Annotated in this window: 14 protein-coding genes; 8 read left to right on the top strand and 6 right to left on the bottom strand. The window is 64.5% G+C overall.

Annotated features, from left to right (window positions below; genetic code table 11):
- Positions 1-200 precede the first annotated feature (200 nt).
- The 3 genes from PVV74_RS05855 (at position 201) to PVV74_RS05845 (ending at position 5059) form a co-directional block, all read left to right on the top strand.
- Positions 201-1316: an efflux RND transporter periplasmic adaptor subunit gene (locus tag PVV74_RS05855; RefSeq protein ID WP_274592571.1), complete on the top strand. Its 1116-nt coding sequence runs from the start codon at positions 201-203 to the stop codon at positions 1314-1316.
- On the top strand, positions 1313-4384 hold the full coding sequence (locus tag PVV74_RS05850; protein ID WP_274592570.1) for an efflux RND transporter permease subunit: 3072 nt from the start codon (positions 1313-1315) through the stop codon (positions 4382-4384). The genes PVV74_RS05855 and PVV74_RS05850 overlap by 4 nt, the downstream gene beginning before the upstream one ends.
- 102 nt (positions 4385-4486) lie before the next feature.
- Positions 4487-5059 (top strand): NYN domain-containing protein, encoded by a 573-nt coding sequence (locus PVV74_RS05845; RefSeq protein WP_274592569.1) that lies wholly within the window; start codon positions 4487-4489, stop codon positions 5057-5059.
- An 11-nt stretch (positions 5060-5070) separates the two neighbouring features.
- On the opposite strand, the gene PVV74_RS05840 is transcribed toward PVV74_RS05845, so the two are convergent.
- The 3 genes from PVV74_RS05840 to PVV74_RS05830 all read right to left on the bottom strand — a co-directional run bounded on the left by PVV74_RS05840 (position 5071) and on the right by PVV74_RS05830 (position 6684).
- Positions 5071-5766 carry an EI24 domain-containing protein gene (locus tag PVV74_RS05840; protein ID WP_103762192.1) on the bottom strand — a complete coding sequence of 232 codons (696 nt, stop codon included), beginning with the start codon at positions 5764-5766 and terminating at the stop codon, positions 5071-5073.
- A complete protein-coding gene (locus PVV74_RS05835; RefSeq protein ID WP_274592568.1) occupies positions 5763-6341 on the bottom strand; it encodes a nitroreductase family protein in 579 nt (192 codons plus the stop codon). Before PVV74_RS05835 ends, PVV74_RS05840 begins: the two co-directional genes overlap by 4 nt.
- Positions 6342-6444: 103 nt before the next feature.
- Positions 6445-6684, bottom strand: coding sequence for a hypothetical protein (locus PVV74_RS05830; RefSeq protein ID WP_103762194.1), 240 nt, complete (start codon positions 6682-6684; stop codon positions 6445-6447).
- 128 nt (positions 6685-6812) lie between these two features.
- On the opposite strand from PVV74_RS05830, the gene PVV74_RS05825 reads away from it, so the two are divergent.
- The 3 genes from PVV74_RS05825 to PVV74_RS05815 all read left to right on the top strand — a co-directional run bounded on the left by PVV74_RS05825 (position 6813) and on the right by PVV74_RS05815 (position 8273).
- On the top strand, positions 6813-7523 hold the full coding sequence (locus tag PVV74_RS05825; RefSeq protein ID WP_103762195.1) for a M48 family metalloprotease: 711 nt from the start codon (positions 6813-6815) through the stop codon (positions 7521-7523).
- A gap of 9 nt (positions 7524-7532) precedes the next feature.
- Complete coding sequence (locus tag PVV74_RS05820; RefSeq protein WP_103762196.1) at positions 7533-7892, top strand: YigZ family protein; 360 nt, start codon at positions 7533-7535, stop codon at positions 7890-7892.
- Positions 7893-8006: 114 nt separating this feature from the next.
- The gene (locus PVV74_RS05815; protein ID WP_245890418.1) at positions 8007-8273 is read left to right on the top strand and encodes a DUF6455 family protein; all 267 of its coding nucleotides are present in this window, start codon (positions 8007-8009) and stop codon (positions 8271-8273) included.
- A 23-nt stretch (positions 8274-8296) separates the two neighbouring features.
- Here the strand turns inward: PVV74_RS05815 and trhA are convergent, their stop codons facing one another.
- The 3 genes from trhA to rimO all read right to left on the bottom strand — a co-directional run bounded on the left by trhA (position 8297) and on the right by rimO (position 11188).
- A complete protein-coding gene (trhA, locus tag PVV74_RS05810; RefSeq protein ID WP_274592567.1) occupies positions 8297-8995 on the bottom strand; it encodes a PAQR family membrane homeostasis protein TrhA in 699 nt (232 codons plus the stop codon).
- A gap of 125 nt (positions 8996-9120) precedes the next feature.
- Complete coding sequence (locus PVV74_RS05805) at positions 9121-9627, bottom strand: hypothetical protein (RefSeq protein ID WP_274592566.1); 507 nt, start codon at positions 9625-9627, stop codon at positions 9121-9123.
- A 172-nt stretch (positions 9628-9799) separates the two neighbouring features.
- On the bottom strand, positions 9800-11188 hold the full coding sequence (gene rimO / locus PVV74_RS05800; RefSeq protein ID WP_274592565.1) for a 30S ribosomal protein S12 methylthiotransferase RimO: 1389 nt from the start codon (positions 11186-11188) through the stop codon (positions 9800-9802).
- 101 nt (positions 11189-11289) lie between these two features.
- On the opposite strand from rimO, the gene PVV74_RS05795 reads away from it, so the two are divergent.
- Positions 11290-13275, top strand: coding sequence for an AsmA family protein (locus PVV74_RS05795; protein WP_274592564.1), 1986 nt, complete (start codon positions 11290-11292; stop codon positions 13273-13275).
- A 31-nt stretch (positions 13276-13306) separates the two neighbouring features.
- The gene (locus PVV74_RS05790) at positions 13307-14737 is read left to right on the top strand and encodes an FAD-binding oxidoreductase (RefSeq protein WP_274592563.1); all 1431 of its coding nucleotides are present in this window, start codon (positions 13307-13309) and stop codon (positions 14735-14737) included.
- The last annotated feature ends 131 nt before the right edge of the window (positions 14738-14868 follow it).

Genomic DNA, 14868 nt, shown 5'->3' with positions numbered 1-14868 from the left:
CGCGTGGGCTTTCGCCCACCCTACGAGGCCGTTACTCGCGCTTTTGTGATCTCAGCGCGGACGCATTTGCCCGTGGCCAAATGACCCGTGGCCTGTTCCTCGGGACCGGCTGCCCTAGTTCGCCCAATTAACCCGGTGAAATGGCCCGTGCGTGCGCGCGGTGTCCGATATCGGCGCGTTACCGTTCGGAGGGAGATGAATTGGGTAAGGTTTTCAGGGTCGTAATCGGCCTTTGCGTTGTGGCCATCTGCGCCGCTGCGGGGATCTGGGGTACGCAGCAGATCCTGTCGCAAGGCGGATCGGGTGAGGCCGCCTCGGCGCCGCCCGCAGTTCGCGTGGAAGTGACCCGGCCCGAGACGCGGCAGATAGAAGACCGGGTGAGCGGGGTCGGCACACTGATCCCGGTGCGTTCGGTCGAGCTGGTACCGACATCCGCCGGGCGCGTTACAGGTGTGCCAGTGTCATCGGGCGAAGAGGTGACCGAAGGTGAGGTCATCGTGCAGTTGGACGAACGTGCGGCCCGCGCGGCGCTGGCCGAGGCCGAGGCCACATATGCCGAGGCCGAGGACGCATTTCGCCGCGTTGAGGAACTGACCGACAACAACGCCGCTGCCGAGGCGCGGCTGGAAGAGGCGCGGGCGGCCTATCGTCGGGCGGAGGCGGCGCTTATGATGACCCGTGCCGACCTCGAAGACCGGACGCTGTTAGCGCCGTTCGACGGGGTGCTGGGCCTGATTGATATCGAAACGGGGACGTTTCTGAGCGAAGGCATGGCCGTCACGCGGCTGGCGGATATCAGCACGATGGAACTGACCGTGTCGCTGCCCGAGCGGTATTTCGACCGGATCAGGGTTGGGCAGGCCGTGAACGTGACGACGCCAGCCTATCCGGATGCGGAATTCGACGGAGAGGTGACTGTGCGGGCGTCGGAGGTCAACCTGGAGACCCGCAGTTTCAACATCCGTGCCGAGATCGACAATGCCGACGGGCGACTGGTGGGCGGCATGTTCGCTGATGCCGAGATCGTTCTGGACACCTATGAAGGGCTGGCGATTGCCGACGATGCGATCATCAGCGAGGGACTGGCGAGCTATGTCTACACAGTGGCTGACGATGCTGCCGTGCGCACCGAAATCGAGCCGGGGCAGTCGCTGGGAGCGATGACCGAAGTGCGCGACGGGCTGGCGTTGGAGGACCGCGTGGTCGTCGCGGGATGGGACAACCTGTCGGACGGGGCCTCGGTCGAGGTGGCCGAAGAGGTGGACGAGAGTGGCGACGCCGCATCCCAGGGCGATGCAGGGGCCAACACGCAATGACGCTGCCCGATCTGTGCATCAAGCGGCCCGTGCTGGCGACCGTCCTGTCGATCCTGATCATCGTGGTGGGCATTGCCGGGCTGACCCGAATGCCGGTGCGGGAATTGCCGGACACGACGACGGCCGAGGTGACGGTGAGTGTACCCTATATCGGGGCCGGTCCCGGTGTGGTGGACAGCGAATTGGCGACGGTTGTCGAAGGCGCGTTGTCGACGGTGTCGGGCATCGACAGCATGAACACCGAATCCGAGTTGGGCGGTCTGCGCACGGTCATCACGTTCCGGCAGGGGCGCGATATCGACCAGGCGGCTGCGGATGTGCGCGCGGCGGTCGAGGGCGTGGCGGGCGATCTGCCGGAAGAGGCCGAGGAGCCGGAGGTGGAAAAGAATGACAGCCAGGGCGACCCGATCCTGTGGATGACCCTGACGTCCGAGACCCTGTCCGCCTCGGAACTGACGGATTACGCAGACCGGTTCATCACGGACCGGCTGGAGACGCTGAGTGGCGTGGCGGCGGTGCAGATCTACGGCGACCGGGCCTATGCGATGCGCGTCTGGCTGGACCCGCAGGCGATGGCGGCGCGGGGCGTGACCGCGAACGAGATTGCCGACGCGTTGCGGGCCAACAACCTGGAACTGCCGGCGGGCACCATCGAGAACGAGGCTCGGACGTATCTGTTGCGCACCGAGACGCGGCTGTCGAGCGTCGAGGAATTCGAGAACCTGATCGTGCGGTCGGACGAGAATGGCCGGGTGCTGCTGGGGGACGTGACGCGGATCGAGCTGGGGGTCGAAAGTGACGACAGCGAATTTCGCGCCAATGGCGAGACGGCACTGGGTTTGGGCGTGCTGCGGCAATCCTCGGCCAACACGCTGTCGATTTCGGCCGCGGTTGGCGAGGAAGTGGAGCGGATCGCGGCTGACCTGCCCGGTGGGACGGCTTTGCAGATCACCTCGGACGACGCGGATTTCATCTCGAATTCGATCCGGCAGGTTTTGACCACGCTGGCCATCGCCGTGGGCATCGTGGTGGCGGTGATCTACGTCTTTTTGACCTCGATCCGGACGACGGTGATCCCGGCGGTGACCATCCCCATCGCGCTGCTGGGGGCCTGTGCGGGGATCGCGCTGGCCGGGTTTTCGATCAATATCCTGACGTTGTTCGCGCTGATTCTGGCCATCGGGCTGGTGGTGGATGACGCCATCGTCGTGCTGGAGAATATCGAGCGCAAGGTGGAGGAAGGCGAGGACCCCAGGCAAGCGGCGCGCACCGGGGCGAACCAGGTGTTCTTTGCCGTGGTGTCGACCTCGGCGGTGCTGATTTCGGTCTTCGTGCCGCTGTCGTTGCTGGAAGGGGAGCTGGGCAAGCTGTTCCGGGAATTCGGCGTGACGCTGGCCATCGCGGTGGCGCTGTCGACCTTCGTGGCGCTGACGCTGTGCCCGGTGATCGCCAGCAAGCTTTTGAAGAAAGGCATGAACGACACGTGGTTCGCGCGCGGTGTGAAGCGGGTCACAAAGAGCACCTCGGAGGGCTATCGCAACCTGCTGACGCGCGCGATCGGTGCGCCCTTGGTGGTGCTGGCGATTGCGGCGGGCCTGACAGGAATGTCGTGGACGCTGTACCAGCAATTGCCGTCGCAGCTGACTCCGGCATCGGACCGGGGTATTTTCTTCGTGTCGATCCAGGCACCGCCGGGATCTGCCCTGCCACTGACCGACAATGCGGTGAGCCAGGTCGAGGATCTGATCGCGCCTTACCGCGAACAAGGCGTGGTGGAGGACACCATCGCCATCGTCGGCCAATACGGCGAATCCGGGCGCGCCTTCGTGGTGGCGGTGATGTCGCCTTGGGCCGAGCGCGAGATGGGGCCGCGCGATGTTCTGGCCGAGCTGCGGCCTGAATTCGGCAAGATCACCCGCGCCAGCGTGCGAGCCTTCGCGCCATCGGGCCTTGATGCCGGAAGCGGCTCGGGGCTGGAGGTGATCGTCACGGGACCAAGTTTCGAGGACGCCGCCGAATTTTCACGCCAGATGGAAGAGGCGATGCGCGCCAGCCCCGACCTGACCGGGGTGCGGCGGGATTACGAGATCAACACGCCGGGGTTCGATATCAGTGTGAACCGGGCGATGGCGCGGCAGATCGGGGTCGAGGCGCGGGATATCTCGGACGCGGTGCGCACCTTCTTTGCCTCGGCGGAGGTGACGGAGTTCATCTCGCGCGACCGGCAGTACCCGGTGATCCTGCAGGCGCCGGACGATCGGCGAACCAACACCGCGGATCTGACGGGCGTGAACGTGCGGACCGAGACCGGCGAGCTGGTGCCGCTGGACGGTCTGGTGAGGCTGGAGCGGCGCGCGTCGGTGCGGGCTTACAACCGGTACAACCGACAGCCCTCGGTCGAGATCAGCGCGTCGCTGGCGGAGGGCGTGGACCTCGGCTCGGCCATCGCGACGGTCGAAGAGATTGCCGAGGACATGCCCTCGGCCATGCAGATCAGCTATTCGGGGCAGGCGGAAAGCTATCAGGAGACCTCGGGGGGCATCGCGCTGACATTCGCACTGGCGCTCTTGATCGTGTTCCTGGTGCTGGCGGCGCAGTTCGAGAGCTTCATCCAGCCGGTGGTGATCCTGTTGTCGGTGCCGCTGGCCGTGGCGGGGGCGTTGCTGACGCTGTTCGCGCTGGGCGAGGCGATCAACATCTACACGCAGGTGGGGATGGTGATGCTGATCGGGCTGATGGCCAAGAACGGTATCCTGATCGTGGAGTTTGCCAACCAGTTGCGCGAGGAAGGCCGCAACGTGCGTGAAGCGGTGATCGAGGCGTCGGCGGTTCGGTTGCGACCGATCCTGATGACGGTGATGTCGACAGTGTTGGGGGCCGTGCCGCTGGTGCTGTCCACCGGTGCCGGGGCGGCCAGCCGGTTTTCCATCGGCACCGTGATCATCGGCGGGTTCATGTCGGCCTCGGTGCTGACACTGTTCCTGACGCCTGTGCTGTACGATCTGCTGCAAAAGGACCGCGACGAGGCCGATGCGCCCGAGGGAGCGGGCGCCCAGCCGGCGGAATAGCGGCGCGATTCGACCTGTCAGAGGCGGGTTGCGCCACACCGGGATTTCGGTCCAACTGTTGGGTGCGTCACTCGGTAGGTGGCGCGTTCGGCTGGTGTTTCGATGATCGTACCATTCCTGCTATTGTTCCTGTCCATCGGCGGCATTCTCCTGTCGGCGATGGTGCCCGGGTGGAGCGATGTGATCCTGCTGGCCGGACCGTGCGCGGTTGCCAGCGCTCTTTTGCTGATCGTAGGCGCGCTGCGACGGCGCACGGAACGAGGCAAGCGTTGGGTCGTGCTGGATGGCTCGAACGTCATGCACTGGAAAGACAGGTCGCCGGATCTGGATACGGTCCGCGAAGTGGTCGATCACCTGTCATCCGAAGGTTTCACGCCGGGCGTCGTGTTCGATGCCAACGTGGGCTACAAGGTGGGTGACAGGTTCCTGGGCGACAGGGAGCTTGCGGGCCTGATGGGGGTGCCGCAGAAGCGCATCATGGTCGTGCCGAAAGGGCAGCCGGCGGATCCGACGATTTTGACGGCGGCGCGGGATATGAACGCGCGGATTGTCACGAATGATCGGTTTCGCGACTGGAACGAGGACTTTCCCGAAACGCGGGAGCCTGGCCGACTGATACGGGGCGGGTACAGGCGCGGCAAGCTGTGGCTGGATTTGGGCGACGGCGCCGGTTGAACGCGCCCCGATCAGCCGGCCGATTTGGCAATACGGTGATAGATATGGGTGAAGGTCGCCGCGCCCAGGATCGGGATCACGAGGTTCAGCAAAGGGATCGACAGGGGCAGGGCCATGAGCGTGCCGGCCATCCAGATCGTGCCGCGATGTTCCTTGCGCAGCACCTTGGCGTTGGCGCGGCCGACGCGGCGCATGGCGGCCAGCTGGAAATACTCCATACCCAGCAGATAGCCGTTCACGCCCCAGAAGATGAACGGTGTGGCCGGCGGAAAGAGCGCGTAAAGGATGAAGGCCAGCAGGTTGGCCGCGATGATGACGCCCAGGAAGTTCACGCTGTCCTTCAGGCCGTCGAAGAAGGGCACTGGCGGGACGGCTGGCAGGTTGGGATAGTGCCGGTCCTCGACCGCCTGTGCGACCGTGTCGAGGAAGAGCGAGGTGATGGCCGAGGCGACGGGCACCATCAGGAAGACCGACAGGATGAGCATGAGGAAGAAGCCGGACCAGCCGAGCAGGTCGTCGATCCAGTTCACCTCGCCGATAAGAGGTAGCGTTGTGCTGTCGCCGGTGGCCCACTGGATGAACATCAGGAAGGCGGCGGTAACGGCGACGAGCAGCAGAAACGAGAGCGCCACGCCCAGCCAGAAAACCTTGCGAAAACGCGGATCGCCCAGCTGACCGAGCGCCTTGAAGAAGGCTGTGAAGATCATTCGGTGACCCAGGTGGTGATACTGTCGATATCCGGGCGCGGGCGTTCGGGCGGGGCCGATGTTTCGGTGCCGAGAAAGACCAGGCCGGCGATGCTTTCGTTGTCGGCAAGCCCGAGGCCCTCGCTGATGAACTCCCGGTCATGGGTGGCCCAGCCCGTGAGCCAGTTGGCGCCCCAGCCCGAGGCCAGCGCGGCGTTCAAAAGCGCGAGGCAGGCCGCGCCGGCACTATAGGTCTGTTCGATGGCGGGGATCTTGTCGGACGGTTTGCGCACCTCGACCACGGCAACGGCAAGCTGGCCGTCCTCGTATTGCTTGGCGGCCTTGGCGATATCCTCTTCCGACTTGCCCAGGACAGCGCCGCGGTCGCGGACAAGCGTGGCAAGGCGTGGCATGGCGGCACGATCCAGCACGATGAAGCGCCACGGTTCCAGCTTGCCGTGATCAGGCGAGCGGGCGGCGGCTGTCAGGATCGGGCGAAGCTCTTGCGCCGTGGGCGCCGGGCCTGTCAGCGTTTTCGCCGGGCGCGAGCGGCGGGTGAGAAGGAAGTCCATCGCGGCGGGATTGGGAGCGGGCATGGCGGGCTTTCGTTGCGTCTTGGATGTTGTGGCATATGTCGGGCGGCGCGGTGCGGGCGTCAACCCTTTTGCCGCGAACGGTCAGGCCCCGAGAATGATGCGATTATTTCTTACCGCGCGACAGGCTATAAACCCCCTCGGGCAGGTTGAGGGCGGCGCCCAGATCCTGCAACTGGGTCATCGACAACGTCACCTTCTGTACTCGGTCGGTGCGCGGGTCGAGCTGTTCGATGGTCACGCATTCCTCGAAGGCGTTAATGGTCACGTCCTCCTGCAAGGGCGTGCTGCCCTCGTCGATCAGGGTGACAACGGTGGCGTCGAATTCGTGTTCTATCGAAAACATGCCGCCAGCCTAGCGTGTGCGGCGCAAAGCGCAATCGGCTTTGCGCCGCGCGTATGCGTGAGGGGGACTGGCCCTCGGCGCAAACCCTGCTAAAACTATGGCAAAGGGAGCAATTGCAGGTGAGACAGATGCGGTGGAAGGTTCTGATTTGTGCGGTTTTCCTGGCGGGTTGCGAGGTCACGACGACGGGCGGCGACGCGCCGCAGCCCCGGCCGACGGGCCAGCAGCAACAATCGGTCAAGGCGCCCTCGGGAACGCAGCTGTCGCGGTTCCGGCAGGTCGTGGCCCGGGTCGAGCCGGTGGCCGAGCGTGAATGCCGGGCGCGCGGCGGCAACGTGAACTGCGATTTCAACGTGGTGCTGGACGATCGTCCGGGCCGTCCGCCAAACGCGTTTCAGACGCTGGACCGCAACGGTCGGCCGATTCTGGCGTTTACCGCATCGCTGATCGCAGATGTGCGCAACGAGGACGAACTGGCCTTCATCTTCGCGCATGAGGCGTCGCACCATATCCGGCGGCACATACCGCGCCAACAGCAGAGTGCCGCGGCGGGGGCCATCCTGCTGGGCGGGTTGGCGACGCTGGCCGGGGCCGGGACGGGCGCCGTGGATGCGGCGACGAACGTGGGCGCCTCGGTGGGCGCGCGCAGCTATTCCAAGGAATTCGAGCTTGAGGCCGACGCGCTGGGGACCATCATCGCCAAGAAATCGGGCTATAACCCGCTCCGGGGCGCGGAATATTTCACGCGCATCCCGGACCCGGGCAATCGGTTTTTGGGCTCGCACCCGCCCAACGCGCAGCGAATCGACACGGTGCGCCGTGTGAATTCACAACTCTGACGGGGTGACATGCTGCAACTGACCGGCGTGATTTCCGACCGGGGGTCGAAATACGCCGTGTCGGGTGGCGCGGCGCGGGACCGCGCGGCTGTGGACGCCTTCCTGAAAGAGCTGAAACGGGACAAGAAATTTGCCAAGGCGACCCATAACACCTGGGCGATGCTGGATGCCGAAGGCACGGCGCTGAAATCCGATGACGGCGAGGCCGGGGCAGGCATGGTGATCGTGCGGATGCTGGAACGGGCCGACCTGCGGGAACACGTGATCGTGGTCACGCGCTGGTTCGGTGGCAAGCATCTGGGCGGCGACAGGTTTCGGCACGTGCAGGACTGCGTGACGACCTACATGGAGGCGCTGGAGCGCGCTTGATGCAGATCAAGGCGCGCCCGCTGATTGCACGACAAGCTTTGCCGTGGAAGTGCCCCCCTTGACCCGGCAATGAAGCCGTAAGGGTCGATGGCACTCACGCGACAGGAGAGCGCAATGCCGCAGACGAAAACGATCAAACGTCATACTGATCTTGTTGACCGTATGGCCAGTACGCTTGGCCTGGACCTGGAGGAAGAGGTTTATGCGGGGCAACTGGATCCTGAAACGCTGTGCGACGCGGTTCTGCGATGCACGGGCTGTGCGGATCCCGATGGCTGCGAAGCCTGGATGTCGGCACAGGCCAGCCCGGTGGACGCGACCCCGATCATGTGCCGCAACGGCGAGGTTTTTGCCGCATTGAAGGCGGGACTGCGGATCTGAGCCGTCGGGCTTGTGGCGCTACTCTAGAGTGGTGCTATGCTGGTTGCCATAGCGCCCGAGATGCCGAGAAAGCAGCAGGCGGTGGCTATTAGCACGCAGGCATGCCAGATCGCGTTGCTGAATTTCAGCGTGTCCCAGCAGTAGAATACCACCGCGCCGGAATAGATGATGCCGCCTGCGAAGATCAGTGTCAGGCTGTTGGCCGGAAGCGACGGCCAGAGCGGGACGATGATAATCAGGCCCAGCCAGCCCAACAGGACCTGAGGCAACCAGTGCGTGCTCATTTTTCCGCGTTCGGCCAGGAGTTTGCGCACTGCGCCCGAGAGTGCGAGGAACCACACCACCGTCAGCACGGTATAGGCGAAAGGTGTGTTCAGCAGCACGGCAAGCGGCGTGATCGTGCCCGCGATCTTGACGTAGATGGCGGCGTGGTCGATCCGGCGCAGAAGCGGACGGAAGGGCGTATGCGCGGCGAGGTGATAGGCGGCCGACGCGCTGAGCATCAGGATCATGGCAACCCCGTAGACGACGGCCGCCGTCATCGTCCCCACCGTCTGCTGACCCGCGTTGGCGGCGATCAGGAACGCGACCGCAACAAGTGCACTGCCAACCCCGAGCACGTGCACGGCGCCATCGGCGATCCGTTCTGCGCGTGTGTAACTGGGGTAGGACATGTCGCGGTCCTCCGGCCTGTGGGTGTCCTGTGGTTCCGTGTCGATCATGACACTGAAATGTCTCTATTATGTTTCAGTTTTAGGGGGTTTCGTTCAAAATTTATGTGACAAGACCGTAACCAAAATGGAAACAAGGGCCCGGCTGGGCCCTTGTTTGTCGTCTTTACAAGGGGTTAGCGGGTTTGGAGGCGCTCGAGATACACCACGGTGGCCGCCGCGACGATGCCGTAGATCACGTGCCCCACCAGCGCCACCCAGGTGATTCCGGTGAAATTCAGGAAAAACGGCAGGCCGGCGATGCTGGTGACGCCGCCGATGGCGAACACCCAGAGGCCGACGCCGTAAATGGCCGAGGCCGGAAGCCAGTGAAGGCCGGGCAGAACACGCTTCAGCGCCGGACGCGCGATGAAGAGCCAGCCGATGGGATAGGCCAGCAAACCGACGAAAAAGAGGTGCATCAGGTGGCCGTAAGGCGCGGCGTTAGGCAGGCCCAATGAGCCCAGCAGGCTGCGGGCAAGGCCCACGGGAGCGAGATTGGCAAAGCCGAGGATCGGCGAAAGCGCTTGGCCGAAAAGGTCGAAGGCGACGGTGCCGGCGGCACCGGACAGCAGGATGAGCAACGCCGTGTCGACGGAAACGGCGGGAAGTGCACGGGGGGTGTCGGTGGTCAGGGAGGTCATGGATCGGGGTCCTTGTCAGGCTGAGGTTGCATTGGTGCGGCCAAGCTGCGGCGGCACAAGATGACAATCAACTGACAGGCCCGTGAGCACACGGAGTGGTGTAAATTCTTGTGAATGTTGAAATATTTCAGAATTTCACGAGGGCGTCAGGCGACCCGTGAAACCTGTAACACTAGAGGCGTCGCCCCCAGAGATCGTATTCCCCGGCTTCGTCCACCTCGACCGTGACGATCTCGCCCACGTTCAGGCCTTCGGTGTTCTCGTCGATGAAGAGACAGCCGTCGATTTCCGGCGCGTCGGCCTTGGTGCGGCAGGTGGCGATGCCGTCCTCGTCGATATCATCGACGATCACCTCTTGCACGGATCCGACCTTGGCGGCCAGTTTATCCACAGAAATGGCCTGCGCCTTTTCCATGAAGCGATCCCAGCGGTCCTGCTTGACCTCTTCGGGCACATGGTCGGGTAGATCGTTGGAGCGGGCGCCCTCGACATTCTCGTACTTGAAGCAGCCGACGCGGTCGAGCTGTGCCTCGCCCAGCCAATCGAGCAGGGTTTGGAATTCGGCCTCGGTTTCGCCGGGATAACCGACGATGAAGGTCGAGCGCAGGGTCAGATCGGGGCAGATCGCGCGCCAGGCGGCGATTTCATCGAGGGTTTTCGCCCCGGCGGCGGGACGGGCCATGCGTTTCAGAACGTCCGGGTGGGCGTGCTGGAACGGAATGTCGAGATAGGGCAGCACGCCGTTGTCCGGGTCGGCCATGAGCGGGATGAGATCGCGCACATGGGGGTAGGGATAGACGTAATGCAGCCGGACCCACGCGCCGAGCTCTCCGAGTGCCTTGGACAGATCGACGATATGGCTGCGCAGATCGCCATCCTTCCACGGGTTCACGTCATACTTGCGGTCCAGTCCGTAAGCGCTTGTGTCCTGGGAGATAACCAGAAGCTCGCGCACGCCATTCTCGACCAGCTTTTCGGCCTCGCGCAGAATGGCGTGACCGGGGCGCGAGGCAAGGCGACCGCGCATGTCCGGGATGATGCAGAACTTGCACTTGTGGTTACAGCCCTCTGAAATCTTGAGGTAACTGTAGTGGCGGGGTGTCAGCTTGACGCCCGCCTCGGGCAGAAGGTCGATGAAAGGATCAGGAGCAGGAGGCACGGCGGTGTGCACTGCGTCGAGCACCTGTTCATATTGGTGCGGGCCGGTCACGGCCAAAACGCGGGGGTGGGTGCCGGTGATGTACTCGGGCTCGGCACCGAGGCAGCCCGTGACGATGACACGGCCATTCTCGGTAAGCGCCTCGCCGATGGCGTCCAGGCTTTCGGCCTTGGCGCTGTCGAGAAAGCCGCAGGTGTTCACGATCACCGCGTCGGCCCCGGAGTAGTCGGGCGAGATACCGTAGCCCTCGGCCCGCAGGCGCGTCAGTATGCGCTCGCTGTCCACCAGCGCCTTTGGACAGCCCAGCGACACCATGCCGATCACCGGCTGGCCCTTGCGGGGACTTTCGGTGACGCGGGCCTTCGCAAGATCGGGGCGCAGATCGGGTGGGTTGGTGCTCATTCGGCGCGATATAGTCCCCAAAGGCCACCCGATAAAGCGGAAAAGCTGTTGTTGGGCGCAAGGCCTGCGCCTAGTCTGAAAAGAAAACGGTGGAGAGCGGTATGCGGTGGCTCATTCGCATTTTCATGATCGTACTGGTGTCGGCGACGCTGGTCGTAGCGGCAGTGTTTTTCCTGCCCGGAGAGCGCGTTGCGGGCATCGCGGCGGACCAGTTGAGCCGCATGACGGGCCGCCAGGTGACGATGAGCGGCGAGACGACCATCAGCTTCTGGCCCATCCTAGGCGTCAGCACCGGCGCGGTCACGGTCGCCAATGCGGATTGGGCCGGGGAGGCGCCGATGTTCCGGGCCGACAGCCTGAAGATCGGGGTGGAGCCGCAAGCGCTGTTCGGAGGGGATATTCGGATTACCGGGCTGGAGGCCGTGGGCCCGCAGATCAACCTGCGCCGAGCCAAGGATGGGCGCGTCAACTGGGAGTTGAACGTGGAGGGCGTGGCACCGTCCGGCCAGGGGCAGGGCGGTGGAGAAGGCGGGGCACAGGCGCGGTCGAACCGCCTGTCGCTGACGCTGGACCGGGCGCTGATCGAGAATGCCTCGCTGGTTTTTGTCGACGAGGTGGACGGCACCACCGTGCGCCAGTCTGGCGTGGATTTCGATTTGCGCTGGCCGGATTACGAAGGGGCCGCGGATTTCGACCTGACTTTGCGGCCCGGCGGCGAGGTGGTGGAGATATCCGGCACGCTGGAGCGCGTGGGGCATTTCATCGACGGCGGCGTGTCGGACGTACAGGCGCGAATTTCGACCAAGGCGGGCACGGCCAGCTTTGCCGGGCGCGGGGGATCGGCGCCGGAGGCGGCGGGAAAGCTGACTGCGGATCTGAAGAGCACATCGGACTTCATGGCGTTGATCGGGCAGGGGCCGATGGACATCCCCGATGGGCTGGGCCGTGTTGCAACGCTGGAGACGGACCTGATCTTCAAGGACGACCGGCTGTTGCTACGCAACACGGTACTGGGGCTGGACGGTAACCGGTTTACCGGAGCGGCGGACGTGGATCTGGGCGAGGACAAACCGCGCCTTAACGTGCAGCTTAATGCAGGCGCTCTGGACCTGACTGGATTAAGCGCCGACGACGCCGGGGGCGAAGACGGCAATGGCAACACAGGCAGCGGCAACAGTGGTGGCGCGGCAAGTGGCGGATGGTCAAAAGCACCGATCAACGCGTCCGGGCTGGCGGCGGTGAATGGAGAGTTCGCGCTGGTCGCAGACAGCATCGACCTCGGTGATTTCAAGCTGGGCAAGGTGCGGACGCTTGCCACGCTCGATCGCTCGCGGCTGGTTTTTGGCCTGCGCGAGGTGCGCGCCTATGACGGGCTGATCACCGGGCAGTTCGTGATGAACAATCGCTCGGGTCTGTCGGTGGGCGGCGACATGATCGCCACGGGAGTCAACCTGAAGACATTTCTGGACGACGCGATGGATATCTCGCGCTTCGAGGCGAAGGCCGATGGTGAGGTGGATTTCCTCGGCGTCGGCGAAAGCGTGCACGCGATCATGAATTCGCTGAGGGGCGGCGGCGCGTTCAAGACCGGGCGCGGCGTGATCTCGGGCTTCGACCTCGACCGGCTGATGCGGTCGGGCAGCGGCACCGGGGGCACCACGGTGTTCGACACGCTTCATGCGACGTTCACGATGGATGAGGGCAACCTATTCAACGACGACCTGACGCTGAAACTGCCGCAGGCGAGTGCGGCGGGCGAAGGTCGCGTGGGGCTGGGCGCACGGGATATCGACTATCTGTTCACGCCACGACTGCTGGATGGCGGCAGCCGCGACGGGCTGGCCATTCCGGTGAAGATCCGGGGGCCGTGGGCCAACCCGAAGATCACGCCGGACCTGGAAGCGGCGATTGACCTGAACTTCGAGGAAGAGAAGAAGGAACTGGAGCGTCAGGCCCGCGACGAGATCGAACGCGAGGTCGAAAAGCAGCTTGGGATCGAGCGGCAGGAGGGCCAGTCGCTGGAGGATGCGGCGAAGGACGCGCTGGAAGACGAGCTGGAACGCGGCCTGCTGAAGCTGTTCGATTGACGATGCGGGAGCCGCAGCCTAGGAGCGGGTCATGACACTCAATTCCGTGACCGAAGACTTCATCGCTCACCTGCGCGGCGTGCTGCCCGAGGCGGCATTCCGCGAGGTGATGCCGTCCTACCTGGAAGAGCCGCGCGGGCGTTGGCAGGGGCAGGCGGGCGTACTGGTCGCCCCCGGCAGTACCGAGGAGGTCGCGGCCGTGGTGCGGGCCTGTGTGGACGCTGGTGTGCCGGTGGTGCCTTATGGCGGCGGCACGGGGCTCGTCGGTGGACAATTGTCGCCCGAGGGGCCTGCGCCGGTCCTGCTCAGCCTGGAGCGGATGCGCGCGGTGCGAGGGGTCTGGCCCGAGGAAAACGTGATGGTGGTCGAGGCGGGCGCCATCCTTCAGGATATCCATGCCGAGGCGGACGCGGTGGACCGGTTGTTTCCCTTGTCGCTGGCCGCCAAGGGAAGCGCGCGGATCGGCGGAAACCTGGCGACCAATGCGGGCGGTGTGAACGTGCTGCGCTATGGCAACGCGCGGGATCTTTGCCTGGGGCTGGAGGCGGTGCTGCCGGACGGGACGGTCTGGCACGGGCTGAAGCGGCTGAGGAAGGACAACACCGGCTATGACCTGCGCAACCTGCTGATCGGGTCCGAGGGTACGCTGGGCGTGATCACCGCCGCGGCGCTGAAGCTGTTCCCCAAGCCCGCCGGAGAAGGCACGGCGCTGATGGTGGTGGACAGCCCCGAGGCGGCGCTGCGCCTGTTGTCGATGGCGCGCGATCACATGGGCGAAGGGGTGTCGGCGTTCGAGTTGATGCACAGGGCAGGCTTGGATTTCCTGGCAGAGACCATGCCGGACATGCGTTTGCCCTTCGCCGAGCCGCCCGAGTGGTTCGTCCTGATCGATATCGGGCTGGCCAAGGGTCTTGATCCGGCAGAGGCGCTTGAGACACTTTTTGTCGAGGCGGCGGAGGCCGGACTGGTGAGCGACGGCATGATTGCCCAGTCCGAGGCGCAACGGCAGGAGTTCTGGGAGGTGCGGGAGACGATCCCGGAGGCGAACCGGCGCATCGGAGCGATCAGCAGCCATGACATTTCCTTGCCGCTGAGCGCGGTGCGGGGTTTTATTCAGAAATGCAACGCGAACCTGAAGAAGTTGGGACCGTTCCGGATCAACTGCTTCGGGCATCTGGGCGACGGAAACCTGCATTACAACGTTTTTCCGCCCAAGGGCGAGACGCGCGAGGCCTACACGGACCAGCGCGACGCCATCAAGCGGCTGGTGCATGATCTGGTGCACGAGATGGACGGTTCGGTGTCCGCCGAGCACGGGATCGGGCGGCTGAAGGTCAATGACCTGGAGCGCTATGGCGATCCGGCCAAGCTGGCGGCGATGCGGGCGATCAAGGCAGCGCTGGACCCCGGAGGCATCATGAATCCCGGCGCGATTCTAAAGGCTTCATCGGATCGACAGTGAGTATTTTTGGAACAGTGAAAGCCGGGCGGGCGCTTCTGCTTCACTGTTCTTCAAATACTCAAACGCCGCGGTTCGACAGGCGCTGCCGCGAGGGTCAGTGCGTCACGATGCAATTCTTCCCCGAGGAGGAT

Origin of the sequence: Roseovarius sp. SK2 (assembly GCF_028807495.1) — a bacterium.
GTDB lineage: Bacteria > Pseudomonadota > Alphaproteobacteria > Rhodobacterales > Rhodobacteraceae > Roseovarius > Roseovarius confluentis.
The sequence above is the reverse complement of the archived record's forward strand: the minus strand, read 5'-3'. Positions and strand labels throughout refer to the sequence as shown.

Bases quoted from the DNA above. Each gene is read 5' to 3' on its own strand.
- PVV74_RS05850 (WP_274592570.1), top strand. From the start codon at position 1,313: ATGACGCTGCCCGATCTGTGCATCAAGCGGCCCGTGCTGGCGACCGTC.
- PVV74_RS05845 (WP_274592569.1), top strand. From the start codon at position 4,487: ATGATCGTACCATTCCTGCTATTGTTCCTGTCCATCGGCGGCATTCTC.
- PVV74_RS05840 (WP_103762192.1), bottom strand. From the start codon at position 5,766: ATGATCTTCACAGCCTTCTTCAAGGCGCTCGGTCAGCTGGGCGATCCG.
- PVV74_RS05835 (WP_274592568.1), bottom strand. From the start codon at position 6,341: ATGCCCGCTCCCAATCCCGCCGCGATGGACTTCCTTCTCACCCGCCGC.
- PVV74_RS05830 (WP_103762194.1), bottom strand. From the start codon at position 6,684: ATGTTTTCGATAGAACACGAATTCGACGCCACCGTTGTCACCCTGATC.
- PVV74_RS05825 (WP_103762195.1), top strand. From the start codon at position 6,813: ATGCGGTGGAAGGTTCTGATTTGTGCGGTTTTCCTGGCGGGTTGCGAG.
- PVV74_RS05820 (WP_103762196.1), top strand. From the start codon at position 7,533: ATGCTGCAACTGACCGGCGTGATTTCCGACCGGGGGTCGAAATACGCC.
- PVV74_RS05815 (WP_245890418.1), top strand. From the start codon at position 8,007: ATGCCGCAGACGAAAACGATCAAACGTCATACTGATCTTGTTGACCGT.
- trhA (WP_274592567.1), bottom strand. From the start codon at position 8,995: ATGATCGACACGGAACCACAGGACACCCACAGGCCGGAGGACCGCGAC.
- PVV74_RS05805 (WP_274592566.1), bottom strand. From the start codon at position 9,627: ATGACCTCCCTGACCACCGACACCCCCCGTGCACTTCCCGCCGTTTCC.
- rimO (WP_274592565.1), bottom strand. From the start codon at position 11,188: ATGAGCACCAACCCACCCGATCTGCGCCCCGATCTTGCGAAGGCCCGC.
- PVV74_RS05795 (WP_274592564.1), top strand. From the start codon at position 11,290: ATGCGGTGGCTCATTCGCATTTTCATGATCGTACTGGTGTCGGCGACG.
- PVV74_RS05790 (WP_274592563.1), top strand. From the start codon at position 13,307: ATGACACTCAATTCCGTGACCGAAGACTTCATCGCTCACCTGCGCGGC.